Source organism: Pseudarthrobacter sp. J47, assembly GCF_049810315.1.
Lineage (GTDB): Bacteria > Actinomycetota > Actinomycetes > Actinomycetales > Micrococcaceae > Arthrobacter.
This window is the reverse complement of the sequence record NZ_CP187358.1, coordinates 244,282-266,539: the sequence shown is the minus strand read 5'-3', so window position 1 is coordinate 266,539 and position 22,258 is coordinate 244,282. Positions and strand designations below refer to the sequence as shown.

24 protein-coding genes are annotated in these 22,258 nt (G+C 65.0%); 8 read left to right on the top strand and 16 right to left on the bottom strand.

Translation table 11 applies throughout. From position 1 onward, the window contains the following. Positions 1–172: 172 nt before the first annotated feature. Entirely contained in the window at positions 173–1,249 is a 1,077-nt protein-coding gene (disA, locus tag ACPJW8_RS01270) for a DNA integrity scanning diadenylate cyclase DisA (RefSeq protein WP_330187951.1), read from the top strand. Positions 1,250–1,327: 78 nt separating this feature from the next. Here disA and ACPJW8_RS01265 read toward each other — a convergent pair whose 3' ends face one another. Continuing rightward, entirely contained in the window at positions 1,328–1,996 is a 669-nt protein-coding gene (locus ACPJW8_RS01265; RefSeq protein WP_330187952.1) for a hypothetical protein, read from the bottom strand. Positions 1,997–2,067: 71 nt separating this feature from the next. Continuing rightward, positions 2,068–3,387 (bottom strand): cyclopropane-fatty-acyl-phospholipid synthase family protein, encoded by a 1,320-nt coding sequence (locus ACPJW8_RS01260; protein ID WP_330187953.1) that lies wholly within the window; start codon positions 3,385–3,387, stop codon positions 2,068–2,070. 71 nt (positions 3,388–3,458) lie between these two features. Between ACPJW8_RS01260 and ACPJW8_RS01255 the strand changes: the two genes are divergently transcribed. Then, positions 3,459–4,412 carry an A/G-specific adenine glycosylase gene (locus ACPJW8_RS01255; protein ID WP_330187954.1) on the top strand — a complete coding sequence of 318 codons (954 nt, stop codon included), beginning with the start codon at positions 3,459–3,461 and terminating at the stop codon, positions 4,410–4,412. A gap of 31 nt (positions 4,413–4,443) precedes the next feature. Then, complete coding sequence (locus tag ACPJW8_RS01250; protein ID WP_330187955.1) at positions 4,444–4,872, top strand: DUF3592 domain-containing protein; 429 nt, start codon at positions 4,444–4,446, stop codon at positions 4,870–4,872. A 168-nt stretch (positions 4,873–5,040) separates the two neighbouring features. Here the strand turns inward: ACPJW8_RS01250 and ACPJW8_RS01245 are convergent, their stop codons facing one another. From ACPJW8_RS01245 to ACPJW8_RS01235, 3 genes are all read right to left on the bottom strand, one after another. Then, the gene (locus ACPJW8_RS01245) at positions 5,041–5,421 is read right to left on the bottom strand and encodes a hypothetical protein (protein WP_330187956.1); all 381 of its coding nucleotides are present in this window, start codon (positions 5,419–5,421) and stop codon (positions 5,041–5,043) included. A 249-nt stretch (positions 5,422–5,670) separates the two neighbouring features. Further along, complete coding sequence (locus ACPJW8_RS01240; RefSeq protein ID WP_330187957.1) at positions 5,671–6,009, bottom strand: hypothetical protein; 339 nt, start codon at positions 6,007–6,009, stop codon at positions 5,671–5,673. Positions 6,010–6,221: 212 nt separating this feature from the next. Continuing rightward, complete coding sequence (locus ACPJW8_RS01235; protein ID WP_330187958.1) at positions 6,222–6,428, bottom strand: hypothetical protein; 207 nt, start codon at positions 6,426–6,428, stop codon at positions 6,222–6,224. 505 nt (positions 6,429–6,933) lie between these two features. On the opposite strand from ACPJW8_RS01235, the gene ACPJW8_RS01230 reads away from it, so the two are divergent. Continuing rightward, on the top strand, positions 6,934–7,440 hold the full coding sequence (locus ACPJW8_RS01230) for a hypothetical protein (protein ID WP_330187959.1): 507 nt from the start codon (positions 6,934–6,936) through the stop codon (positions 7,438–7,440). On the opposite strand, the gene dhaM is transcribed toward ACPJW8_RS01230, so the two are convergent. From dhaM to ACPJW8_RS01190, 8 genes are all read right to left on the bottom strand, one after another. Then, the gene (gene dhaM, locus ACPJW8_RS01225; protein WP_330187960.1) at positions 7,420–8,115 is read right to left on the bottom strand and encodes a dihydroxyacetone kinase phosphoryl donor subunit DhaM; all 696 of its coding nucleotides are present in this window, start codon (positions 8,113–8,115) and stop codon (positions 7,420–7,422) included. The genes ACPJW8_RS01230 and dhaM overlap by 21 nt on opposite strands. Next, a complete protein-coding gene (gene dhaL / locus ACPJW8_RS01220; protein ID WP_330187961.1) occupies positions 8,112–8,741 on the bottom strand; it encodes a dihydroxyacetone kinase subunit DhaL in 630 nt (209 codons plus the stop codon). The genes dhaM and dhaL overlap by 4 nt, the downstream gene beginning before the upstream one ends. Positions 8,742–8,743: 2 nt before the next feature. Beyond that, positions 8,744–9,745, bottom strand: a complete 1,002-nt coding sequence (dhaK, locus tag ACPJW8_RS01215; RefSeq protein WP_330187962.1) for a dihydroxyacetone kinase subunit DhaK — start codon at positions 9,743–9,745, stop codon at positions 8,744–8,746. 91 nt (positions 9,746–9,836) lie between these two features. Further along, positions 9,837–10,352, bottom strand: a complete 516-nt coding sequence (locus ACPJW8_RS01210) for an amino-acid N-acetyltransferase (protein WP_330187963.1) — start codon at positions 10,350–10,352, stop codon at positions 9,837–9,839. A 46-nt stretch (positions 10,353–10,398) separates the two neighbouring features. Beyond that, the gene (locus ACPJW8_RS01205) at positions 10,399–12,537 is read right to left on the bottom strand and encodes a prolyl oligopeptidase family serine peptidase (protein ID WP_330187964.1); all 2,139 of its coding nucleotides are present in this window, start codon (positions 12,535–12,537) and stop codon (positions 10,399–10,401) included. 160 nt (positions 12,538–12,697) lie between these two features. Further along, positions 12,698–15,190 (bottom strand): ATP-dependent Clp protease ATP-binding subunit, encoded by a 2,493-nt coding sequence (locus tag ACPJW8_RS01200; protein ID WP_330187965.1) that lies wholly within the window; start codon positions 15,188–15,190, stop codon positions 12,698–12,700. A 46-nt stretch (positions 15,191–15,236) separates the two neighbouring features. Next, entirely contained in the window at positions 15,237–16,232 is a 996-nt protein-coding gene (locus ACPJW8_RS01195) for an AraC family transcriptional regulator (protein ID WP_330187966.1), read from the bottom strand. 10 nt (positions 16,233–16,242) lie between these two features. Next, entirely contained in the window at positions 16,243–16,383 is a 141-nt protein-coding gene (locus ACPJW8_RS01190; protein ID WP_330187967.1) for a hypothetical protein, read from the bottom strand. A 183-nt stretch (positions 16,384–16,566) separates the two neighbouring features. Between ACPJW8_RS01190 and ACPJW8_RS01185 the strand changes: the two genes are divergently transcribed. Beyond that, positions 16,567–17,037, top strand: coding sequence for a DUF1772 domain-containing protein (locus ACPJW8_RS01185; protein ID WP_330187968.1), 471 nt, complete (start codon positions 16,567–16,569; stop codon positions 17,035–17,037). Positions 17,038–17,113: 76 nt separating this feature from the next. Here the strand turns inward: ACPJW8_RS01185 and ACPJW8_RS01180 are convergent, their stop codons facing one another. The 3 genes from ACPJW8_RS01180 to lysS all read right to left on the bottom strand — a co-directional run bounded on the left by ACPJW8_RS01180 (position 17,114) and on the right by lysS (position 19,304). Further along, a complete protein-coding gene (locus ACPJW8_RS01180; RefSeq protein WP_330187969.1) occupies positions 17,114–17,440 on the bottom strand; it encodes an Lsr2 family protein in 327 nt (108 codons plus the stop codon). Between the two features lie 140 nt (positions 17,441–17,580). Continuing rightward, positions 17,581–17,757, bottom strand: coding sequence for a hypothetical protein (locus ACPJW8_RS01175; protein WP_330187970.1), 177 nt, complete (start codon positions 17,755–17,757; stop codon positions 17,581–17,583). A 2-nt stretch (positions 17,758–17,759) separates the two neighbouring features. Beyond that, positions 17,760–19,304 (bottom strand): lysine--tRNA ligase, encoded by a 1,545-nt coding sequence (gene lysS, locus ACPJW8_RS01170; protein WP_425256392.1) that lies wholly within the window; start codon positions 19,302–19,304, stop codon positions 17,760–17,762. 117 nt (positions 19,305–19,421) lie between these two features. Here lysS and ACPJW8_RS01165 point away from each other — a divergent pair, with 117 nt between their 5' ends. The 3 genes from ACPJW8_RS01165 to ACPJW8_RS01155 all read left to right on the top strand — a co-directional run bounded on the left by ACPJW8_RS01165 (position 19,422) and on the right by ACPJW8_RS01155 (position 22,165). Beyond that, positions 19,422–20,345 (top strand): alpha/beta hydrolase, encoded by a 924-nt coding sequence (locus tag ACPJW8_RS01165; RefSeq protein ID WP_330187971.1) that lies wholly within the window; start codon positions 19,422–19,424, stop codon positions 20,343–20,345. Between the two features lie 49 nt (positions 20,346–20,394). Next, positions 20,395–21,258 carry an alpha/beta fold hydrolase gene (locus ACPJW8_RS01160; RefSeq protein WP_425256391.1) on the top strand — a complete coding sequence of 288 codons (864 nt, stop codon included), beginning with the start codon at positions 20,395–20,397 and terminating at the stop codon, positions 21,256–21,258. A gap of 73 nt (positions 21,259–21,331) precedes the next feature. Then, positions 21,332–22,165 carry an alpha/beta hydrolase gene (locus tag ACPJW8_RS01155; RefSeq protein ID WP_330187973.1) on the top strand — a complete coding sequence of 278 codons (834 nt, stop codon included), beginning with the start codon at positions 21,332–21,334 and terminating at the stop codon, positions 22,163–22,165. Positions 22,166–22,258 lie beyond the last annotated feature (93 nt).

The following is a 22,258-nucleotide window of genomic DNA, read 5'->3' as shown; positions in this document are numbered from 1 at the left end:
AAGTGCGGAAGAGTCCCGACGGGGCACTTTGGCGCTTGTCCGTGCGGTTGTTGGCCATCTTTACCCCTATCATGGTGCTTGCGGGAAAACGTGCACTTTGGCCTCCCGCTGTCAGGCTGCCGGAACCGGCATTTGAGCAGGCGCGGGTCTGCACCGTTGAAGGGAAATACGCATGGCTCGGAGCCCCGAAGAATCCCTCAGGGCAACGCTGGCCAGGGTGGCTCCCGGCACGCCGCTGCGCGATGGGCTGGAACGCATCCTCCGCGGCCGCACCGGCGCACTGATCGTCCTCGGCTTTGACCGGACCATTGATTCGATCTGCTCGGGCGGGTTTGAGATCGGCATCGACTTCTCCCCCACCAGGCTCCGCGAACTGGCCAAGATGGACGGCGCCATCATTTGTGACAAGGACGCCGGCAACATCCTCCGCGCCGCCGTCCAGCTGGTTCCGGACTCCAGCATCGAAACCCAGGAATCCGGCACCCGGCACCGCACGGCCGAGCGCGTCGCCATCCAGACCGGTGTGCCCGTGATCTCCGTCAGCCAGTCCATGCAGATCATCGCGCTGTACGTGAACGGCCTGCGCCACGTGCTGGAAGGTTCGGAAAAGGTCCTGGCCCGCGCCAACCAGGCCCTGGCCACGCTGGAGCGCTACCGTTCCAGGCTGGACCAGGTCACCAGCTCGCTGTCCGCACTGGAGATCGAGGCGATGGTCACCATCCGGGACGTGGCTGTCACCCTGCAGCGCCACGAAATGGTGCGCCGGATCTCCGAGGAAATCTCCCAGTACGTGCTGGAACTCGGCGAGGACGGCCGGCTGCTGTCCCTGCAGCTGGACGAGCTCACCGTGGGCCGCGGGCCGGGCAGCGACGTCATCATCCGGGACTATGCCGGGCCGAACGCATCCCCGGAGGACATCGACGCCGCGGTCAGCGCCCTGGTCAACCTTGGCCCCACTGAGCTGATCGACCTCGGCAAGATCGCCGGAATCATCGGCTTCGCAGGCGGCGTGGACACACTCGACGCCGTGGTGCAGCCCCGCGGTTACCGGCTGCTGTCCGGGCTGAAGGCTGTGCCCAAGGCCGTCGCGGACAGGCTGGTGGACCACTTCGGCGGCCTGCAGCACCTGATGGCCGCCACGATCGAGGACCTCATGACGGTGGACGGCATCGGCGACCAGCGCGCCCGGACCGTCCGCGAGGGACTCAGCCGGATGGCAGAGGCGAGCCTGCTGGACCGCTTCCTCTAACCGCCGCCCACCCCCAACTGACTCGCACTTAACGCGCTCAAAACGCGTTTTCACGACGTTAACTGCGACCCAGTTGGGCTACTGGAGCTGGAACACGGCCTTTTGGCTGGTCCGCTTCCCCAGCTTCGCCGTGTAAACGTAATACGCGCCGCCGGCCCCGGGCACAGCCGCGACGGGCTGGCAGCCTTCCACGCTGCGGTTGCGCTGCCACGGGAAATTGGCGCTCTCGCTCTGGCCGGGCTGGATCACCTTGACCAGGTCCTCGCTTTTCGCCTGGCAGTCCTTGGAGGAGAAGATCCTGTCCGTGCCGCTGGTCACCAGGAACTCCATCTGTGAGGTTCCCATGTTCACCTCGCACGCCACGGTTCCGCCGTTGGTCACCTGCAGCGTGAGCATCGGCTTCTCGTCTGGCAGGTACAGGGTCTTGTCCGTTGCCGCGGCCACCGTCACCAGGTTCTGGTCGCACGTGGGGGTGGCGGGCGCCGTCGGCGTGGGTTCTGCAGTGGGGGCCGACGACGGGTCCCCGGCCGCCGCTGTTTCGTCGCCGGACGGAGGGGTGCTTTGGGTGGACGAGGCCTGCTCGGTTGATCCCCGGAACACTCCGGCAGCGGCCAGGCCGCCCAGCACTACCGCCAGGACCACCAGCAAAGCGACGCCAACAAACAGCCGCCGGCGCCGGTAGACCGCCGGGCTGACGGTACGTTTCGGAGCCGGACGGGAAGTAGCGGGTTTGCCTTGCCTGACCATACTTCTAGGCTAGGTAACCCCACCGGTTCCGCGGGTCTCCCACGCCGGGGCGCGCTGACCTACATCGGGACCTACATCCATGCGGTCCGGCGCAGCGGGACCTCGGGCAGCCCCGAAGCCAGATCCGCACCCAGGCCCGAACTGCTTCCCGGCCGCTGCAGCAGCACCTGGTTCACGCCGGTGAGCCCGTTCTCGAAGCCGATGGCAGACGCCGCCATGTACAGCCGCCAGACCCGTGCCCGTCCGGGGGACGTCAGCCGCACCGCTTCATCCCAGTTCTGTTCCAGGTTCCGGACCCACGCCCGGAGAGTCAGTGCGTAATGCGGGCGGAGGGCCTCCACGTCCAGCACCTCGAACCCGCAGGCTTCAAGGGCAACCATGGATTCGGAGAGGCTGAGCATCTCGCCGTCCGGGAACACGTACCGCGGGATGAACGAGTCGGGATCGTCCTCCGTGGGCCCGGCATTCCAGGAGATCGCGTGGTTCAGCAGCCGCCCGCCGGGCCGCAGCAGCCCGAACAGTTGTGAGACGTACCGGCCCAGCTGCGCCCGGCCCACGTGCTCGGACATGCCGATCGAGCTGATCGCGTCGAACGGCCCGTCCGTCACGTCGCGGTAATCCTGCACCCGGATGTCCACCTGTCCGGCAAGGCCCGCGTCTGCTGCCCGTTTGCGCGCCAGGTCCGCCTGCTCAGTGGAAAGGGTGACGCCCACAACGTCCACCCCGTAATGCTGCGCGGCGTGCAGCGCGAAGCTCCCCCAACCGCAGCCCACGTCCAGCACCCGCATGCCCGGCTGCAGCCCCAGCTTCCGGCACACCAGATCCAGCTTGGCTTCCTGCGCGGACTCCAGCGAAGTATCCGGGCTGTCGAACACGGCGCATGAATAGACCATGGACGGACCCAGCACCAGAGCGTAAAAGTCGTTGCCGACGTCGTAATGGTGTGAGATCGCGGCAGCGTCACGCTTCTTGGAGTGCCGGCGGCCGTGCTTTTCGATCCGGATCTCTTCCGGCGGCGGGGCGGGCTGCGGACCCAGTGCTCCGAGCCCGACGGCGGTCCGCACCAAGGCTGCCACCTCGCGGGCCGTGGGGGTGCTGAAGGGGCCGGGTTCGGCGAATTTGCCGGCGGAACTCAGCGCGGCAAACGCGGCGAAGATGTCCCCGTGCGGGTCGATCTCGCCTGCGACGTACGCCCTGCTCAGCCCAAGCTGGCCGGGCTGCCAGAGGATCCGCCGCAAGGCCCGCCGGGAGGTGAACTCCACCAGGGGCGCATCTTCCGGGCCCGCTTCGGAGCCGTCCCAGGCCCGCAGCCGCAGGGGAATCCCGTCAGTGCCCAGGACGATTCCCAGGGCCTTGGCCAGCTGTCCTGCCGCCCCGTGTGACTTCGCCATTCGTGCCTCCTGCCAGCCGCATCAACTACAGTGTGTGCATCAAAACTAACGCTGCACCCTCCGCGCCGTCGATGGACACACCTGACCTTCGCCGGTCACTTCCTGCTATCCACAGGGCTGTCACGGACTGGTTCGCCGCGGAGGCCCGGGACCTGCCGTGGCGGCTGCCCGAATGCACGCCCTGGGGTGTCCTGGTCAGCGAGGTGATGCTGCAGCAGACACCGGTGGTCCGGGTCCTGCCTGTGTGGGAGGACTGGATGTCCCGCTGGCCCGCGCCTGCTGACCTTGCCGCCGAGCCCGCTGGTGAAGCCGTTCGGCATTGGGGCCGGCTTGGCTACCCGCGGCGGGCGCTTCGGCTGCACGCCGCCGCAGCCGCCATCACCGCCGACCACAACGGCGAGGTGCCCGCGGAGTACGAACGCCTGCTGTCGCTTCCGGGCGTGGGCAGTTACACGGCTGCCGCCGTCGCCGCTTTCGCCTACGGCCGCCGCCAGACGGTGGTGGATACCAACATCCGGCGCGTCCACGCACGTCTCTTCACCGGAACGGCACTGCCCGCGCAGGCGCTCACGGCCGCGGAGATGCGGCTGGCCACCGAACTGCTGCCGGACGACGCCGGGCTGTCCGTCCGCTGGAACGCTGCGGTGATGGAGCTGGGAGCCGTGGTCTGCACGGCCCGGGCACCCAAGTGCGCGGACTGTCCGGTGCGCGCGGAGTGTGCGTGGCGGCTGGCAGGTGAGCCGCCGCCGTCGTACGTTCCGAAAGGACAGGCGTGGCACGGCACGGACAGGCAGGTCCGCGGAGCCGTGATGGCGGTGCTGCGGGAGGCGGATTCGCCGGTCACCGCCGAGTTGTTCCTGACCCCGCCCGCGGACCTTGGGTTGGCGCCGGAGGGCATTTCGGTGCCGCTGGGCGCCCTCCACCGGCTCAGCGCTCCGGTTGAACAGCTGGACCGTGCGCTGCAGGGACTGCTGGCGGACGGCCTCGCGGAGATGTCCGAAGCCGGGTACAGGCTGCCGTCGTGACCGCACCCAAACGCCCCAACAGGAGAAGCCAATGAGAACCGTCATGTACATCGCGTGGGCGATTTTTGTGGTGGCCGCCGTCATCTCGATCATCCACACGGTCCGCAAAACCCGGCGCCACGAGCGCGAAACCGCCGACTGGCCGCGCGTTCCCGCAACCGTCACCGGGCACACTGCCGGGTGGAGCGGCGGCACCGGCGGATCCACCAGGAACCGCCGGTATTTTCCGGCCTACCGGTTTATGGACTCCCGCGGCACGCTGTACATGGGCCAGTCGGAGATTCCGGTGGTCGAAGTCCCTGTCCCCGGGAACGTCATCGAGGTGGCCTACAACCCGGCCGACCCCAACCACTCCTTCCAGCCCTCGCCCAAAACCCGGCAAACCCTGGGCTGCGTGATCCCGTTTATGGTGGCCCTGGCCGTGGCGTTCTACTTCTTCATCGGGCTGTTCCCGGAGTAGCGGGACGGAGGGTTCCCGGAAACCCAAATTCACCAAATTCACCCTGATTCACCCGATGCTAAAAGGCCTACCTGGAGGAAACAAGGCTCAGCTGCTCCAAGACCTCGGCTCCCGGGATCACGTCGGCGTAATACAAGCCAGTTGTGCCGTCCGGCCAAGCCAATCCGTTTAGGGGTACTCCCGGAGAGTCACAACCGGCTGACGCCCGGCCTGAATTTCGATCCGTCCGAAGGACCCGACAATGCTGTAGACGTCCTTCAGGAAAGTGAACGTGTCGATACCGCCGAAATCACTCTCGCCGGTCCTGTCGACGGCTGGTGGTTGCCCTTGGTCGAACCAACGCAGCGTCGAGACGGCCACGAATCGAATCCATCCAGGGCGATAGCAGTACTGCTCGCCTGACGCCGGCGGAGCGTACTGTGGATGTGTCTCTCGCAACACGAGGTCCACCTCAACTACGAAAAGGCTGGGAGTGGCTTGAAGACCGACGACCCAACTGTCCTCGAGGTACACGTCCGCGAACCCTGGAAGCTTCCAGTAGTCGTTCATCTCAGATCACTAGTCCCATTCGATCGGTGCGTGGTTCCCTGGACTCTTCCGAGTCGCCGGGTTCCATATGGGGTCGATTCGCTCCCGTCAGCGTTTCGCGCCACCGTACGAGTTCTTGACCGGTCCAGCACGTCAGGAAAGGCCTCCAAGGTGCTTTATAACCCGGCCAACCCGGCAGAGTCGGTGCGCCCTATCGTACTCGGCACAGCTTCAAGTCTTGGACCCGATAAGCCGTTATTTCCGCAATGCCTATGCGGCGCCCAAAGCGGCGTATTTTTCCTGGCCCAAAGACGTTGTTCCGAATCGAATCGATACAGAATCAACCGCTGGCTCCTCCCAATATCGCGGATCGGAGAGGATCTCCGCCACTTCAGTGTCCTTCATTTCGGAGAGCTGGCCGTATGGCTCTTGGCAGCGGAAAAACCGAATGAAACCACCTGCGAATAGAAGTTCCAGTACCGTCTTCGCGCGCTCAATCAAAACGTCCGCAGCGGTTTCTGGATTGTATGTACGCAGTTGCCAGACCGCTTCCCACAGACCTGAGTAGTCCTCGATGGCGAGCCAGAGAATGCTCTTCATATCTTCCATGGTCAGCCTCCAAGCACCGGATTTCCCTGCAGTGGGATTCGTTCGATAGTACCGTCGAGGGTAATTTTCGCTTGAGGCCCTGAATGAAGAGGATCAGAATGCCCTGGCCACCCACCTTCAATCGATCTTGATTCGCCAGGGATTTCGGATTCACGAACCTGACACCGTCGCCCTTTTTGAGACGATCAAGACGGACACCCGTCACGGGTGCTTCATAGCCGGCCCGCCGCTTCCCCAAGGAACCATTCGACCACTAGCAGCGGTACGGGTTGGTCGGTAAAGAAGGTGACCGTGCGTTCGCGGGTCACGTCGTCCATAAAGCCTTCGGCGACCTGTTCGCCAGCTTCGGTGGCGAGTTCTAGTGCCATTCCGTCCCGACGGCCGACCGCACTCATGAGCAAGAGCTTGTAGCCGTTCATCGAACCGGTTCCAAAAAGCCCACGGCGTAAATGAACCCGTTAAAGTGAACCTCCTGTCAGGAGAAGCAGTTACCAATTCCGTAGGAGTGGTAACTGCGTCAACAACAACAGCGCCCGTTGCTGCAGCCCTGTGGAGAGCCTGCTTTTCAGAGTCGCTGACCCGATCACTCTCAGACGGAGCGGGCACCTGCTGTAGTGCGTGAGACACGTCAAGCTCCGCTACAGCGGAACGCAACAACAAAAACAGGAGCCAACAAGTCCGAGAAGAGAAGCCCCAGCAAGCATGCGGGCACGGCGGGAAAAGCGGCCACAGAATCCCCCTAAAAGGTAAGGGGAAATAAACCCATCAACGCCCCCAAACGATGGATACACAGGAAGCGTAAACCAGCACCCAGCTAACACAAGGAAACCGTCGAAAGTTCTGTGCTCGAGATTGGATAACCGCCGTTCTGATCCAGCCAAGGCCGCAGGCGCCGCTGAGTCCTTTCGGGAATAGCATGGAGGTATGTCCAGGACAGCGGTACTGCTGATGGCAACCACGACGGCGTTGCTCACCGCCGCTTGTTCGCCCCAGGAGGCAGGGTGCCCGGCCATTGCGGCGGCGCCGGTAGTTTCCGTGACGGTGGTGCGCGATTACGTCCCGCAGGTGGAGTCGCTCCATCTCAAGGCCTGCCAGGAGGGAGCCTGCGCCGAGGGCGACCTCGACCTGCAGCCCGGTTCGGTCAGCATGAGCGATGACTGCAACCGCGACGCCGGTCCGGACAGCGTCTGCTCGGCAACCTCCACCCCGGACGGAACGCTGATCGGCATGCTCATGTTGGAGCGGCTCACCGATGCTCCGGTTGATGTGGTGCTGACGGGCACCGGCCCAGATGGCGCGCCGCTGCCTGAACTGACCCACACCATCACGCCCATCGTGTCCACACCCTACGGCGAACAGTGCGGGCAGTTCATCTCCGCCGCCGTGAACCTCGACGCCGACGGCCTCAGTTCACGGCTCCCCGAATCCTGAGCGGACCAGGTCCCCCACATATCCCACGGCTTTCTCAGCGTCGGGCCCGGAAGCCGCCACGTGCAGCACAGAACCCTTTCCCGCGGCGAGGGTCATCAGCCCGGTCATCGATGCCGCGTCAATGCCGTTGATGGTCACCTCAGCATCCAGCCCGGAGATTCCGCCGGCGATCTTCGCGGCCGGCCTGGCGTGCATTCCCGCCTGGTTCACCAGCTCAAAGTCTGCAGTGATCTCAGGTTCGGAAGGTTCGACGGCGGCCGGCTCACCAGCGGCTTCTCCCCCGCCCTGACCCCCTGCGAAGGTGGCCGCCACAGCCTCTGCGGCCGCCTTCACGGCTTCGGTATCCGCCCCGCTTTGGGCGGCCACGGCGGCTGCTACCAGGCCTTCCACCAGTGGCGCGTCTGCCAGCAACACGGAGCCAGGGTCCTCGGCGAATTCGATGGCCGATTCCGCCGTCATCACGGCCGAGCCCAGGTCCGCCAGCACCACGGTTCCGTCCCCGCCGGCGGCACCGTCCAGGGCCGCCATGACCTTTTCCAGGCTGGTGCCGATCCTGCCGTCTCCGGTTCCCCCGGCTGCGAGGATCTGCACGTCAGGTGCCATTTGGGCGGCAAGTTCCGCGGCGCCGTCGGCGATCTTTTCACTGTGCGACACCACCACCAGCCGCACGCTCACAGGGCAGCCTCTGCCGCCGCCCGCAGGATCAGCGCACTGGACTCAGCCCCCGGATCGCGGTGCCCCGCGCTGCGCTCCCCCAGGTAGCTGGCGCGGCCTTTCCGGGCCACCAGCGGCTCCGTGGCTTCGGCTCCGGCAGCAGCAGCGTCAGCCGCGGCGCGCAGCACGTCCTGCGGCAGCCCGCCGTCGTCCGCTGCCTTCCGCGCAGCCTCCACCGCCGGTGTCCAGGCATCCACCATGGTTTTATCCCCGGGTTCGGCCTTGCCGCGCGCCACAATGCCGCCCAGCGCAGCTTCCAGCGCATCCACCAGCAGGGAAGGTTCGACGTCGGCCGCGTCACCGAGCGCTGTTGACGCCCGGAGGAAGGCCGTTCCGTAGAGCGGCCCGGCTGCCCCGCCAACACTGGACATCAGCGCCATGGCCGTCATCTTCAACGCGGCCGCAGGCGTTTCCGGCGGAGATTCCGCGAGCTTGACCATGGCGGCCTGGAACCCCCGGTCCATGTTCTCGCCGTGGTCAGAGTCACCAATCGCACGGTCCAGGTCAATCAGCCTGCTCCGGTTTTCCTTCATGGCCTCCGCGCACAGTTCAAGCCATTTCAGCGTCCAGGTGGTATCCAGCGCCATCCCTACACTCCCCAGCGCATCGCCGCGGTGTGCACGGGTGCGTCCCAGAGTTCGGTCAGTTCGTCGTCCAGGCGCAGGACGGAGATGGAGCAGCCCTGCATTTCCAGCGCCGTGATGTAGTTGCCCACCAGCGAGCGCGCCACGGTGATTCCGCGTTTCGCCAGGACCTTCGCCGCCCGCCGGTACACGATGTACAGCTCGCTTTGCGGCGTCCCGCCCATGCCGTTGACGAACAGCAGGACGTTCTCGCCCTGCTTCACGTCCAGGTCGGACAGGACCGGTTCCAGCAGGCGGTCCGTAATCCCGTCAGCGCTTTCCATGGCAATCCGGTGCCGGCCGGGTTCGCCGTGGATGCCAATGCCTATCTCGATTTCGTTCTCTTCGAGGTCGAAGCTGGGCTGGCCGGCGTGGGGCACAATGCAGGCGGACAGGGCAACGCCCATGCTCCGCACGTTGCTGTTCACCCTGCCTCCGATTGCCGCGACGGCGTCCAGGTCATCCCCGCGTTCGGCGGCGGCTCCGGCAATCTTTTCCACCAGGACGGTACCTGCTACACCACGGCGGCCCGCGGTGTAGAGCGAGTCCTCCACCGCGACGTCGTCATTGACCAGGATGGTGCGCACCTGGACGCCTTCGGCCTCGGCCATCTCCGCGGCGGTCTCGAAATTCAGGACGTCGCCGGTGTAGTTCTTCACGATGTGCACCACGCCGGCGCCCGAATCGACGGCGAGTGTGGCGGGGATGATCTGGTCCGGCGTAGGCGAGGTGAACACCGCCCCCGGCACGGCGGCGTCGAGCATTCCCCTGCCCACAAAACCGGCATGCAGCGGTTCGTGTCCGCTGCCTCCGCCGGACACCAGCCCCACCTTGCCGGCCACCGGGGCGTCCTTGCGGGTGACAAATGCGGGGGAAGTATTAACCGTTACGAGGTCTGGGTGGGCCATTCCGAATCCTTCAACGGATTCTTCGACCACGGCTTTTGGATCATTGATGAGCTTTTTCATGGTGCTCCTGGGCCTAGTGTGCTTCCTGGAGGGTGTGCTCCCGACCCTACTACCCGGACGCCGTGGCGCGGAAGATCCCGGGGCTCAGTTCTCAGTTCTCCAGGACCCGGATCATGCGGGTGTTGCCCAGGGTGTTCGGCTTGACCCTGGCGAGGTCCAGGAACTCGGCAACGCCTTCGTCATGGGAACGCAGCAGCTCCGAATAAACTACTGGGTCCACGGCGCTTTGGTCGGCCATCACCTCAAAGCCGTGGCGCTTGAAGAAGTCCACCTCGAACGTCAGGCAGAACACCCGGGACACGCCCAACTGCCGGGCCTCCTCCAGGAGCTTCTCCACCAGGACGTGGCCCACGCCCCGGCCACGCCAGGACTCCGCCGCCGCGAGCGTGCGGATCTCCGCCAGGTCCTCCCACATCACGTGCAGGGCACCGCAACCAACCACCGTGCCGTCACCTGCCTCGGCGATCCGGAACTCCTGGAGGCTCTCGTAATACGCCACCGTTTCCTTGGCCATCAGGATCCGCTGCTCTGCCAGCGGCGCCACGAGCCTCTTGATGGTGGCCACATCGCTGGTCCGGGCTGGGCGGATGAGGAAGGAATCAGTCACACGCCTATCCTATGGTTGCCGCAGCCCGAACCGGCGACTCCGGCCCTTAGAGGCCCAGCTCGGCAGGCACGGGGACGTCCTGGTCCAGCACGTGTTTTGCCAGGAAGCTCTCCACCACGCCGTACCAGACCTTGGCATGCTGCGGTTGCAGGATCCAGTGGTTTTCGTCAGGGAAATACAGGAAGCGGTGGGGAGTCCGGCCGTCCCGGTCCGCCGCCAGCTGGGATTTGGACAACAGTTCGTACCAGAGCCGCAGGCCTTCCCCGATTGGCACCCTGTAGTCCTTGTCCCCGTGGATCACCAACATGGGCGTACTGATCTTCTCCACGTGGAGGTGCGGCGAGTTCTCAACGGCCATCTCCTCCGTCATTTCCTTCAGCCAGTACGAGGAGTCATCAGTAGTGGGCCCGAACTGGTCCAGGGCCCACAGGCTGGCATGGGTGACGATCGCGCTAAAGCGGTCAGTGTGTCCTGCCGCCCAGTTGGCCATGTAGCCGCCAAAGGATCCTCCCATGGCCGCGGTGCGCGTGGAATCGATGTCCGGGCGTTTTTCGGCGGCGTCCGTGGCGGCCATCAGGTCCGTAAAGGGAGCCTTGCCCCATTCACCCCAGCCGCGCTGGATATACGACTGCCCGTAGCCTGTTGACAACGCCGGATCCGGCAACAGGACAGCGTACCCCTTGGCCGTGAGCAGCCAGGGGTTCCACCGCCAGGTCCAGGCGTTCCAGGATGCGAGCGGACCGCCATGGATCCAGAGCAGCAGAGGCGCAGGCGCATCGGCGGACGCTCCCTCCGGCAGTGCCAGATAAGCAGGAACACGTGCCCCGTCAGCTGCAGTGGCCGCCAACCGCTCCAGGCGTCCCGGAACCGCAGGCCGTTCGGCCGGCGCCGGAAGGCGCATTGCCTCCCCCGATTCCAGATCAATCCGGGCTGCTTCCGGAGGAAAGGCGTAAGAGCTGCGCAGCGCGTAGGCGGTGCGTCCTTCCGGTGACACTACGACGTCGGTATACGCCGCGGCGTCCTGCGTCACCCGGGTGACGCTCACCTCAGCAGCTGACGCGGGGATACTGATCCGGAAAACCGGCGCCGCGCCGTCGTCGTCCGCTGTGACCAGCAACGCTGAACCGTCCGGAAGCCAGGCTGCGGGCCTGGCCCAGCGATCCCAGTCGTGAACCAGCGCGGCAAGGCGGCCGGCACCGGTTGCCCCTTCGGATGAGTCCAACCGGTCCGAAACATCCAGGAGGTTCAGCTTGATCTGCGGCGCCTGGTGCGGGGTGGTGTCACTCTCACTGACCACTACCAGGGTGTTGCCGTCCGGACTGACCGGGCCGGGGAAGTAGCTCATGCCGTCCTGGTCCAGCAGCACCTTTTGGCTGCCGGTTTCCACGTCCACGGCGACCAGCACCGAACGGCTTTCCCCCTTCGCCAGCGGCTTCACATAACTCGTGTAAACCGTCCTGCCATCCGGGCTCACCACCGTTTCAGCCTCCCGCAGCCCGGGGCCTGCCTGCGGAGTGAGGTTACGGAGGACGCGCGGCGGTGCAGCATCCACGGTGGCTGGCTTTCCCGCTTCCTGTTCCCGGCCCTCTTCCACGGCGAAGATGCGGGGCTGGCCCGGGCCCAGGTCCGCGTCCCAGAAACGGACCGGGTACCCGCTGTGCAGGATGGCCGCTACTTTGTTGTCCTTGCGGCCCTTACGCCGTTCAGCATCATCATCCTCGTTCGTGGAACCGGCCAGGACCTCGGCAATAACAATCGTTGTGTCGGCGTCCCGGGCAGCCAGGACCTGGTCCACGCCGCCAGTCCTCGAGAGAATGATCCGGGCCTCCCCGCCGCCGGCCGGGAGCAGCCACAGGGCTTTCACGGGATCGCCGTCCGGACTTTCCGGGTCCGGCCGGGCGGAAGTGAAGTAGACATCGCCGTTGGCGGCGAAGACGGCTCCGGCTTCACCCTTGGCGCTGCGGGTGATCCGCCGTGCCTGCTGCTCCCCCGTGGGATCAAGCTCCCAAAGAGCAGTGCCGAATTCGGTGCCTTTGCTGTTAAGGGTGGAGACGGTGGTGACCAGTCTCCTGCCGTCCGGGCTCAAGGCCAGGCCGGCCACCCGGGGGATAGCCAGGTAGTGGTCCAGGTTGTGGAATGGGGACATAGGTTGCTCGCCCGGGATCGCCGGGTTCTGAATAGCCATGTTCCCGATTCAACCCGACCGTGTCCCACATCACAAAGTTTCACGCCGCGTACCCTGCGCCTTCCATTGACGTTCGGCGGCCCGCACGTGCCGCCCAAGCAAAGCGAAAGGCCCCGCCTGCTTCCTTTCGGAAGCGGACGGGGCCGTTCGGGTTTGGTCCTTAGACGCTGGGTGCGATCTCCGGGATGCGCGGCTTGGCGTTGCCCTGGAACGTGAACTTGGCGTCGTCACCTTCGCCGTCAACGTCCACCACCACGATGTCCCCCGCGTGCAGCTCGCCGAAGAGGATCTTCTCGGAGAGCTGGTCCTCGATCTCGCGCTGGATGGTGCGGCGCAGCGGCCGGGCACCCATGGCGGGATCGTAGCCGCGCGTGGCCAGCAGCTTCTTGGCCGCGGTGGTGAGCTCGATGCCCATGTCCTTGTCCTTGAGGCGCTTCTCCAGGCGGCTCACGAACAGATCCACGATCTCGATGATCTCGTCCTGCGTCAGCTGCGGGAACACCACGACGTCGTCAACACGGTTCAGGAACTCCGGGCGGAAGTGCTGCTTCAGTTCCTCAGTGACCCGGGCGCGCATCCGGTTGTAGCCGGTCTGCGTGTCCGTGCCCGATTGGAAGCCGGTGGCAACGCTCTTGGAGATGTCCCTGGTACCCAGGTTGGTGGTCATGATGATCACGGTGTTCTTGAAGTCCACCACGCGGCCCTGGGAGTCGGTCAGGCGGCCGTCTTCCAGGATCTGCAGCAGCGAGTTGAAGAGGTCCGCGTGGGCCTTTTCAACCTCGTCGAAGAGCACCACGGAGAATGGACGACGGCGGACCTTCTCGGTCAGCTGGCCGCCTTCTTCGTAGCCAACGTAGCCCGGAGGGGCACCGAAGAGACGCGAAACCGTGTGCTTCTCCGAGTACTCGGACATGTCCAGGGTGATCAGGGCTTCTTCTTCACCGAAGAGGAACTCCGCGAGGGCCTTGGCCAGTTCGGTCTTGCCGACGCCGGTGGGGCCGGCGAAGATGAACGAGCCGCCGGGACGCTTGGGGTCCTTCAGGCCTGCACGGGTGCGGCGGATTGCCTGGGACATGGCCTTGATGGCTTCGTCCTGGCCCACTACGCGCTTGTGCAGTTCCTCTTCCATCTTCAGCAGGCGCGAGGACTCTTCCTCGGTCAGCTTGAAGACCGGAATACCGGTGGAGTTGGCCAGTACCTCGGCGATGAGATCCTCATCAACCTCGGAAACCTCATCCATGCCGCCGGTCTTCCAGTGGCGTTCCTTCTCGGAGCGCTCGGTGATCAGCTTCTGTTCCTTGTCGCGGAGCGAGGCAGCGCCTTCGAAGTCCTGCGCGTCAATCGCGGACTCCTTCTCCATCTTCAGGTCAGCGATGCGCTCATCCATGGCCTTCAGCTCCGGCGGAGCGGTCATCCGGCGGATGCGCAGCCGGGCGCCGGCTTCATCGATGAGGTCGATGGCCTTGTCCGGCAGGAAACGGTCCGAGATGTAGCGTTCGGCGAGGCTGGCAGCCGAGGCAAGGGCGCCGTCGGTGATCGTGACGCGGTGGTGTGCCTCGTAACGGTCACGCAGGCCCTTGAGGATCTCGATCGCGTGCGCAACCGAAGGCTCCTTGACCTGGATGGGCTGGAAGCGGCGCTCCAGTGCGGCGTCCTTCTCGATGTGCTTGCGGTACTCATCCAGCGTGGTGGCGCCGATGGTCTGCAGCTCACCGCGGGCCAGCATGGGCTTCAGGATGGAGGCTGCATCAATTGCGCCTTCAGCCGCGCCCGCACCAACCAGGGTGTGGATTTCATCGATGAACAGGATGATGTCCCCGCGGGTGCGGATCTCCTTGAGGACCTTCTTCAGGCGCTCTTCGAAGTCACCGCGGTACCGGGAACCGGCCACCAGGGAGCCGAGGTCAAGCGTGTACAGCTGCTTGTCCTTGATAGTCTCCGGGACGTCGCCGCGGACAATCGCCTGGGCCAGGCCCTCGACGACGGCGGTCTTGCCAACGCCGGGCTCACCGATCAGGACGGGGTTGTTCTTGGTGCGGCGGGAAAGGACCTGCATAACGCGTTCCATTTCCTGCTCGCGGCCGATCACAGGATCCAGCTTGTTCTCACGCGCAGCCTGGGTGAGGTTGCGGCCGAACTGGTCCAGCACCACGGAACCGGCCGGGGTACCCTCAGCCTGGCCCGGACCGACGCCTGCGCCGGTGGTTTCCTTGCCCTGGTAGCCGGAGAGCAGCTGGATGACCTGCTGGCGCACCCGGTTCAGGTCAGCACCGAGCTTCACCAGCACCTGCGCCGCAACACCCTCACCCTCACGGATGAGTCCCAGCAGGATGTGCTCCGTGCCGATGTAGTTGTGGCCCAGCTGCAGGGCTTCGCGCAGCGACAGCTCAAGCACCTTCTTGGCGCGCGGCGTGAACGGGATGTGGCCGGACGGCGCCTGCTGGCCCTGTCCGATGATCTCCTGAACCTGCTCACGGACGCCGTCGAGCGAAATACTCAAGGACTCCAGGGCTTTGGCGGCAACACCCTCACCCTCATGGATAAGACCCAAGAGGATGTGTTCGGTTCCGATGTAATTGTGGTTCAGCATGCGTGCCTCTTCTTGGGCAAGCACAACTACGCGACGGGCACGGTCCGTAAATCGCTCAAACATTTCGCCACACTCCTAGCTACGACGTACTTTGATGCTACGTGGCTGGCTACGAGTTGTGGAGCTTGTTCGCCACAGGGGAAACCGCAGCAAGGGATTCCAGCGCCGGCAGGCCTCCGTGACCCTTCCGCCGGTACTCCTGCGGACTCATGCCGTAACGCTTCTTGAAAGCCGTGCTGAAACTGAACGGGCTCGCGTATCCAACTTGGCGCGCCACCGCGGTCAAGGTGTGTTGCGGATCGGCGAGCAGGTCCGCGGCTTTCGCCAACCGCCAGTGGTTCAGGTAGGCAATGGGCGGCCTTCCCACACGATCGTGGAAACGCCGGGCCAGTGATGCCCTGGACACGCCCACCCGTGAAGCGAGCCCGTCCACAGTCCATGGCAGGTCCGGGGAAGCGTGGATGAGGCGGATCGCCTTCTGCACTGCTGGATCCGGCTCCGCAGCCAGCCAGTTGCTGCCGGCACCGGATTCCTGTCGGGACCAGCTCTCAATCGTCCCTATCAGCAGGAGGTCCAGCAGCCTGTCGAGCACGCTCGCCTGTGCCAGGCCGTCGCGGTGGACCTCCCTGACCAGCAGCTCGAAGACAGGGCTGGCCCCTTCCTGGACCACGAGGTAAGGCGGCAGTGACGAAATGAGCAGGTCCCCCACCTGGCCGCTGCTGCGATATGTCCCCACCAGCATGGAATCCTTTCCTCCGGCGTCGTTTCCCCAGGCCCGCAGCCCGAGCCCAAGGCCTTGCGTCAGGTCCTCGCTGTTGGAGCCCGTACAGTTCTGGTCCACTCCGATGAAGTACGCAGGCTGCTGGTCCGGCTGGTGGGAGATGACGTAGGGTGCGGGATCCCGTACCACCAGGACACAACCTGACACCAGGTGCACGGGTTCGCCCCCGCGCTGGGAGAACCACGCAGAGCCGCTAAGGACTGCAACAACAGTCAGTGGCGCCTCATCCGCCACCTGGATCGCCCAGGGCGGGGACATCCGTACCTCCAGGAGAAAGGCATTGCGTGCCCGCGGGCCATCCACGAAGTGGCTGAGGGGATCCATAGCCCGAAGTCTAGGCTGCCGGGCCCCAAACGCCCGTTGCTGCCGCTTCCCGGGCAAACTCACTGAAGTCCTTGGGCTCGCCGGTTCCGCCGATGACGAGGATGGTGCCGTTATGGGCGAGGTCTGCCGTGTTGTCCAGGTTGTTTTCCATAGTTCCATCGAACCAACGCGGGGCCGTTCCGGACATACGCCAACCGCTCAGCTTCATACTGCGGCGTATCAGGCACGGAATGACGCTGGGTTCCCGCTGCGTATTCCTGTAGGACTTATCGCGTAACCCCGCCAGGGCACCACGGTCCGCAACAACGAAAACGAACGAAGAAATGGAGCCCGGATGCTGATTTTCCTTCTGGCCGCCTCGTCCGCAACATTGGCGGGAATTAGTGGCCTCTACTACGGGTTCGCCTGCGCAGTAATGCCCGGCTTGCGCAGGGCTGATGATGCCACCTTCGTGCGGACCATGTCCCACATAAATTCAGCCATCCAGAATCCCTGGTTTGCCCTGGGATTTGCCGGTGCATTCATTAGTCTTGGTGCGACGGCGATCTATGGCTGGGTCAACGGCCTGGATGCGGCCTTGCCGGCCACGCTGGCCTGGGCCTTCTATTCAGCCTCGCTCGCTATTACGTTTGCCCGCAATATCCCGCTGAACAACCGGCTGGACCAGCACGCCAGAGGCAGCAATCCCGGCCAGGGCCGGATTGAATTCGAGGCCCGGTGGATACTGTGGAACATCCACCGCTGCTGGTTGTGCCTGGCCGCGGTTCTCTGTCTCTGCCTGGCCTGGGCATCGGGTGCCCGCTGACTGGTTAAGCAAAAAAACAGGGGCGCTCCGCCGTATGGCGGAACACCCCTGTTTGCGAGCCTCAAAAGCAACTCCGTTAGGAATTAGCCTTCTGGTAAGCCTCTTGGATTTCAGCCTGGATCCGGCCGCGGCTGTTCACGGTGTAACCGTGCTCCCGCGCCCACTGACGGATCTGGGCTGAGTCCTGATTGCGCGCCGCAGCAGCTTTGCCACGCGGTGCCTTGTTTCCGGATGCCTTGCGCGCAGCTGCGACAAAGCGTTCCAGACCGGAGCGAAGCTGCTCCGCGTTGGCCGAGGAGAGGTCGATTTCGTAATTGACGCCGTCCAGGCCAAAGCGAACAGTTTCGTCCGCAGATCCCCCATCCAGATCATCTACGAGGATGATTTTGACTTTCTGTGCCATGTATATATTCCTTTTGGAAACGGGAGCTGTCAGAAAAGCTGGATGCTTTACCTACGAATTATCAACCCATAAAAGGCGCCACGTCAAAAAATGGTCACGCGACGGCGCGCCAAAATCCAGTCCCGCGAATGCGAGATTTGTTATTTTGCCTCGCCGGATTCGTGCCGCTTCGGGGAATTTCCGGCAGCATCGGCTTCGGCCTGCGCCTGCGCCTCAGCCCGGCGTTCCGCTTTGTCCGCATTAAAGATCGACTTCATTGCAAACCAGAACAACAGTCCAACCACCAATGACGGCAGCAGTACCGCTACGTATTCCATGATCAGTTCGCCTCAGGCTTCAGGAGCGGGAAAAGAATTGTTTCGCGGATTCCGGCGCCGGTGAACAGCATCACCAGGCGGTCGATGCCCAGCCCGATTCCGCCCATGGGCGGGGCGCCGTATTCCAGCGCCCGCAGGAAGTCCTCGTCCAGCGCCATGGCTTCGTCGTCACCCGCAGCGGCGCGGCGCGACTGCTCGGTGAGCCGCTCGCGCTGGATCACGGGGTCGATCAGTTCGGAGAACGCGGTGCCACGTTCCATGCCGCCGATGATCAGGTCCCAGGCCTCAATGAGCCTGTCATCCGTGCGGTGCTGGCGGGCCAGCGGCTGCGCAGACGGCGGGTAGTCGTAAACGAACGTGGGGTTAAGCAGCGTGGGCTCAACGATTTCGCCAAACAGCTCAACCACCAGCTTCTCCGCGTCCCACTTCGGATCGAACTTCACCTCGTGCTTGACGGCGAGCTCCCGAAGAACCTCGATGCTGGTCTCCGGAGTGACCTCCTGGCCCACCGCCGTCGAAAGTCCGGGGTAGACCGGCAGCCAGGCCCATTCGCCGTCGAGGTTGATCTCCCCGGCCTCGGTCTGGAGGGTGCGGCCCACGCCTGCGGCGTCCGCGGCGTCGAGGATGATTTCCTTCATCCGCTCGGCCATCACGAACTGGTCAGCCCAGGCCTCGTAGCACTCCAGGGTGCTGAACTCCGGGCTGTGCGTGGAGTCCACGCCCTCGTTGCGGAACACCCGGCCCATGTCATAGACGCGGTCGATGCCGCCCACCACTGCCCGCTTGAGGAACAGCTCGGTGGCAATGCGCAGGGTCATCTTCTGGTCGAACGCGTTCATGTGCGTCTCGAACGGACGCGCCGTGGCGCCGCCGTGGACCAGCTGCAGGATGGGGGTTTCCACCTCCACGTAGCGGTGCCGGTGCAGCGTTTCACGGACCGAACGGGTGATGGCCGCGCGGGTGTAGACCATCTCGCGGGCTTCCTCGCGGACCATCAGGTCCACGTAGCGCTGGCGGACGCGGGTTTCCTCGTTCAGGTCAGCGTGCAGGACCGGCAGCGGGCGGAGCGCCTTGGACGCCATGGCCCAGGAATCTGCCATAACGGACAGCTCGCCGCGGCGGGAGGAAATGACTTCGCCGTGCACAAAAACGTGGTCGCCCAGGTCAACCAGGGCCTTCCAGTCCGCCAGCGATTCCTCGCCCACGTTGGCCAGGCTGAGCATCGCCTGCAGCCGTGCGCCCTTGCCGTCCGTGCCGCCCTCCTGGAGCGTGACGAAGCAGAGCTTGCCCGTGTTGCGGATGAAAACCACACGGCCGGTAACGCCAACAACGTCCCCGGTGGTGTCGTCCGCCTCGAGGTGGGCATACTTTTCGCGGATCTCCGCCAGGGAATGCGTACGCTCCACGCCCACCGGGTAGGCCTCAACACCGCGCTCAATCAGCTTGGCGCGCTTCTCCATCCGGATGCGCATCTGTTCGCTGGCATCAACGGGTTCGGGAGCATTCGTGGGGGCAGGGGCCGTTCCGGGGGTGTTTTGTGAAGTCACAATCCCCAAGTTTACCGGTAGTACAGGTGGCGCCGCCCCGCAGCAAACACCGCGCAGCACCACTAACAGCCAGGCCGGGAGTCCCAGGTCACAGGCGCCGGGCATACACTCAAGAAGATGGAGACGTGGACAGTCGATTCCAGCGACGGCGGCCGGCTGCTGCTGCACTCCTTCACCCGCCCCGGGACGGTCCCGATCCGTCCGGGCGCACACCGCGGCACCCCGGCAGAAGCCTCTTCCGGACGTACTGAAGGACCGACGACGGCGGGCCCACCGCCGCGCGAAAGTACCGGCGTCGTGCTGGTCCACGGAACCCTGGTCACCGACAAGCTGTACCGCCCCTTCGCACACAACCTGGGCACGCTGCTGGGCCGCCCTGTGCACTGCTACAACCGCCGCGGGCGGGCAGGTTCCAGCGGGCAGCCGGACGGCTACTCGGTGCAGACCGAGATCGAGGACCTTGCCGCGGTGATGGAGGCCACCGGATCGACGGACGTGGTGGGCCACAGCTACGGCGGTTTTGTGGCGCTGCAGGCCGCGCTGACCCTCCCCATCCGAAGGCTGGTCACCTACGACGCCGCGGTGTCCCTGGCCGGAAGCCTGAACCACCGCTGGCGCCCTGAACTGGAAGTGGCGGTGACCGCGGGTCAGCTGGACCATGCGTGGGCGCACCTGGTCCAGGGCCTCGGTACCGCCGGGCCGGTGTCCTACCTGCCCATGGGTGCGCTGCGGATGCTGAGCATCGTCTCCGCGCGGACCCGGCTGGGCGCCGAGATGCGGCAGCTCCTGCCAACGGCTGTGACGGAAATGCGGGCGGTCCTGGATGCCGACGCCGAAGCCGACGATTTTACGTCCCTGACCACTCCCACTCTCATGCTGACCGGTGGTTGGAGTCCGGGCTACTTCGCGGAGACCGGCCGGCAGCTCGCTTCGATCGCCCCGGCCGTGGAGTTCGCTGTGGTGCCCGGGCAACTGCACGAAGGCCCGCTTCGGCCCGGGAAGCGGCTGGCCATGCGGATGGCACGGTTCCTGAACGCCTGAGCTCACCGGACTCCTTGGCTCCTGCTGATGCCTGCCGGCCCCGCCTAGGATGGTGACCGTGAATGAACAGCTGATTTCCACTGACGACGGCGGCAAGCTGGCTTTGTACAGTTACGGCGCCGTGGATGCCCCGGGCCACCGCCGGGTGGTAGTGATCGGCGGCGCTTTCCTCACCGCCCTGATTTACCGGCCGTTTTCACTGGCGCTTGCCGCGGGCCTGGGCGACGAATGGGCCGTGGACGTTTATGACAGGCGCGGCCGCGGCAACTCCACCGAACAGCCCGCCGGCTACTCCATGGCCACGGAAATCGCTGACGTCCGGGCAGTCCTGGACGCCACGGGAGCGCGGAACATCCTAGGCCACAGCCTGGGCGGCTCGGTGGCGCTGAACGCCGTGCAGGAATTCGCGGGCAGCCAGCATGAGCCTGCCAAGCTGGCCGTGTACGACGCCGCCGTGAACATCGACGGCAGCATCGACAAGGCCTGGCTGAAGGACTTCGAAGACGCGGTCAACGCCGGCAAGGTGGGCCATGCGCTGGCCCGGCTCAAGCAGGGCCTGCAGCCCGGCACCGCACTGGCCCGGGTCCCGGAACCGATCCTGGCCGGGCTGATGGCCGTGACGTCCCGGACCCGCGTCAACAGGATGTTCACGGAACTTATGCCGTCAGGGGTTGGCGAGCTGAAGGCCGCCTACAACGAGGTGGAGGACGTCAACGCATTCTCTGTACTGCCGCCGTCGACGCATTTTATGGTGGGCGGCAAAAGCCCCTCCTATTACCGCGTCACTGCCGAGCGCCTGCACGCGGCAGTCCCGGGCAGCACGTTCGAGGTCTCCCCCAAGCAGTTCCACGGCTCCATCCCGGCAGCCGTCAAGGAACTCGTCACGGACATCTCCGAGTACTTCAAGGGCTGACACGTGCGGGCACTTTCGTGCCTTCCTACCCGGCACCGTGCGGGTACCCAGCTTGCTCGGTTAGGCTCGGAGCATGACCCGCGAGATTATCACCACACCCGACGGCGGCAGCCTTGAGTTGTTCTCAACCGGCGCCGAACTGGCCAGCGCAGGTTCCGGCGTCGTGGTGGTGGCTGCCTCCATGGTGACGGCCGCCGATTACAGCCGTTTCGCGCAGAAACTCAGCGCAGAACTGGGCCGCCCGGTGCACACGTTCAACCGGCGCGGGCGCGGCGCATCCAGCCCGCAAACGGACGATTACACGATCGAAGCGGACATCCGGGACCTGGACGCGGTGATGAAGCATACGTCCAGCACCGACGTCTTCGGGCACAGCTTCGGCGGCGCGGTGGCCCTCCACGCGGCGCGGACCCTGCCCGTGGAACGCCTGGCTGTCTACGATCCCGCCGTGTCCGTGAACCACAGCGTCAAGGCCGACTGGACCGACGAATACGAGCGCGCAACGGCCGCCGGTGATGACGACCGCGCCCTCGCCGTGCTGAGCAAGGGGCTGGAGACCGGCGGCGCGTTCGCCCGGATGCCGTTGTCCATGCTCACCATCGCCCACAAGCTGACCGCCGGAACCCACGCCGGCAAGCAGATGCGCGAACTGCGCCGGGCCGGCGTCCGGGAAGTCAAGGCGATCATTGCCGCGGACATGCCCGCCGAACCGTTCCTGGAACTGCCGCTGGAAACACTCATTGTGGTGGGCGAGAAGAGCCCGGCGCACTTTGGCGTGGCGTGCGGCCAGATCCACGACGTCCTGTCCGGCTCCAGCTACACCATCCTCACCGGCTACGGCCACGACGGCGTCCTCAAGGCCCCGGACAAGCTGGTCACGGAGCTGGCTGAGTTCTTCGCCGGCTAGCCCCAACTGCCCGGCCCTTCCCAACTGACCAGCACTTAACGTCGTGAAATCGCGTTTTGGGAGCGTTAACTGCCAGTCAGTTGGGTGGGGCGG

Coding starts and splice junctions, on each gene's coding strand:
- disA (WP_330187951.1), top strand. CDS start 173: ATGGCTCGGAGCCCCGAAGAATCCCTCAGGGCAACGCTGGCCAGGGTG.
- ACPJW8_RS01265 (WP_330187952.1), bottom strand. CDS start 1,996: ATGGTCAGGCAAGGCAAACCCGCTACTTCCCGTCCGGCTCCGAAACGT.
- ACPJW8_RS01260 (WP_330187953.1), bottom strand. CDS start 3,387: ATGGCGAAGTCACACGGGGCGGCAGGACAGCTGGCCAAGGCCCTGGGA.
- ACPJW8_RS01255 (WP_330187954.1), top strand. CDS start 3,459: ATGGACACACCTGACCTTCGCCGGTCACTTCCTGCTATCCACAGGGCT.
- ACPJW8_RS01250 (WP_330187955.1), top strand. CDS start 4,444: ATGAGAACCGTCATGTACATCGCGTGGGCGATTTTTGTGGTGGCCGCC.
- ACPJW8_RS01245 (WP_330187956.1), bottom strand. CDS start 5,421: ATGAACGACTACTGGAAGCTTCCAGGGTTCGCGGACGTGTACCTCGAG.
- ACPJW8_RS01240 (WP_330187957.1), bottom strand. CDS start 6,009: ATGGAAGATATGAAGAGCATTCTCTGGCTCGCCATCGAGGACTACTCA.
- ACPJW8_RS01235 (WP_330187958.1), bottom strand. CDS start 6,428: ATGAACGGCTACAAGCTCTTGCTCATGAGTGCGGTCGGCCGTCGGGAC.
- ACPJW8_RS01230 (WP_330187959.1), top strand. CDS start 6,934: ATGTCCAGGACAGCGGTACTGCTGATGGCAACCACGACGGCGTTGCTC.
- dhaL (WP_330187961.1), bottom strand. CDS start 8,741: ATGGCGCTGGATACCACCTGGACGCTGAAATGGCTTGAACTGTGCGCG.
- dhaK (WP_330187962.1), bottom strand. CDS start 9,745: ATGAAAAAGCTCATCAATGATCCAAAAGCCGTGGTCGAAGAATCCGTT.
- ACPJW8_RS01205 (WP_330187964.1), bottom strand. CDS start 12,537: ATGGCTATTCAGAACCCGGCGATCCCGGGCGAGCAACCTATGTCCCCA.
- ACPJW8_RS01200 (WP_330187965.1), bottom strand. CDS start 15,190: ATGTTTGAGCGATTTACGGACCGTGCCCGTCGCGTAGTTGTGCTTGCC.
- ACPJW8_RS01195 (WP_330187966.1), bottom strand. CDS start 16,232: ATGGATCCCCTCAGCCACTTCGTGGATGGCCCGCGGGCACGCAATGCC.
- ACPJW8_RS01190 (WP_330187967.1), bottom strand. CDS start 16,383: ATGGAAAACAACCTGGACAACACGGCAGACCTCGCCCATAACGGCACC.
- ACPJW8_RS01185 (WP_330187968.1), top strand. CDS start 16,567: ATGCTGATTTTCCTTCTGGCCGCCTCGTCCGCAACATTGGCGGGAATT.
- ACPJW8_RS01180 (WP_330187969.1), bottom strand. CDS start 17,440: ATGGCACAGAAAGTCAAAATCATCCTCGTAGATGATCTGGATGGGGGA.
- ACPJW8_RS01175 (WP_330187970.1), bottom strand. CDS start 17,757: ATGGAATACGTAGCGGTACTGCTGCCGTCATTGGTGGTTGGACTGTTG.
- ACPJW8_RS01165 (WP_330187971.1), top strand. CDS start 19,422: ATGGAGACGTGGACAGTCGATTCCAGCGACGGCGGCCGGCTGCTGCTG.
- ACPJW8_RS01160 (WP_425256391.1), top strand. CDS start 20,395: ATGGTGACCGTGAATGAACAGCTGATTTCCACTGACGACGGCGGCAAG.
- ACPJW8_RS01155 (WP_330187973.1), top strand. CDS start 21,332: ATGACCCGCGAGATTATCACCACACCCGACGGCGGCAGCCTTGAGTTG.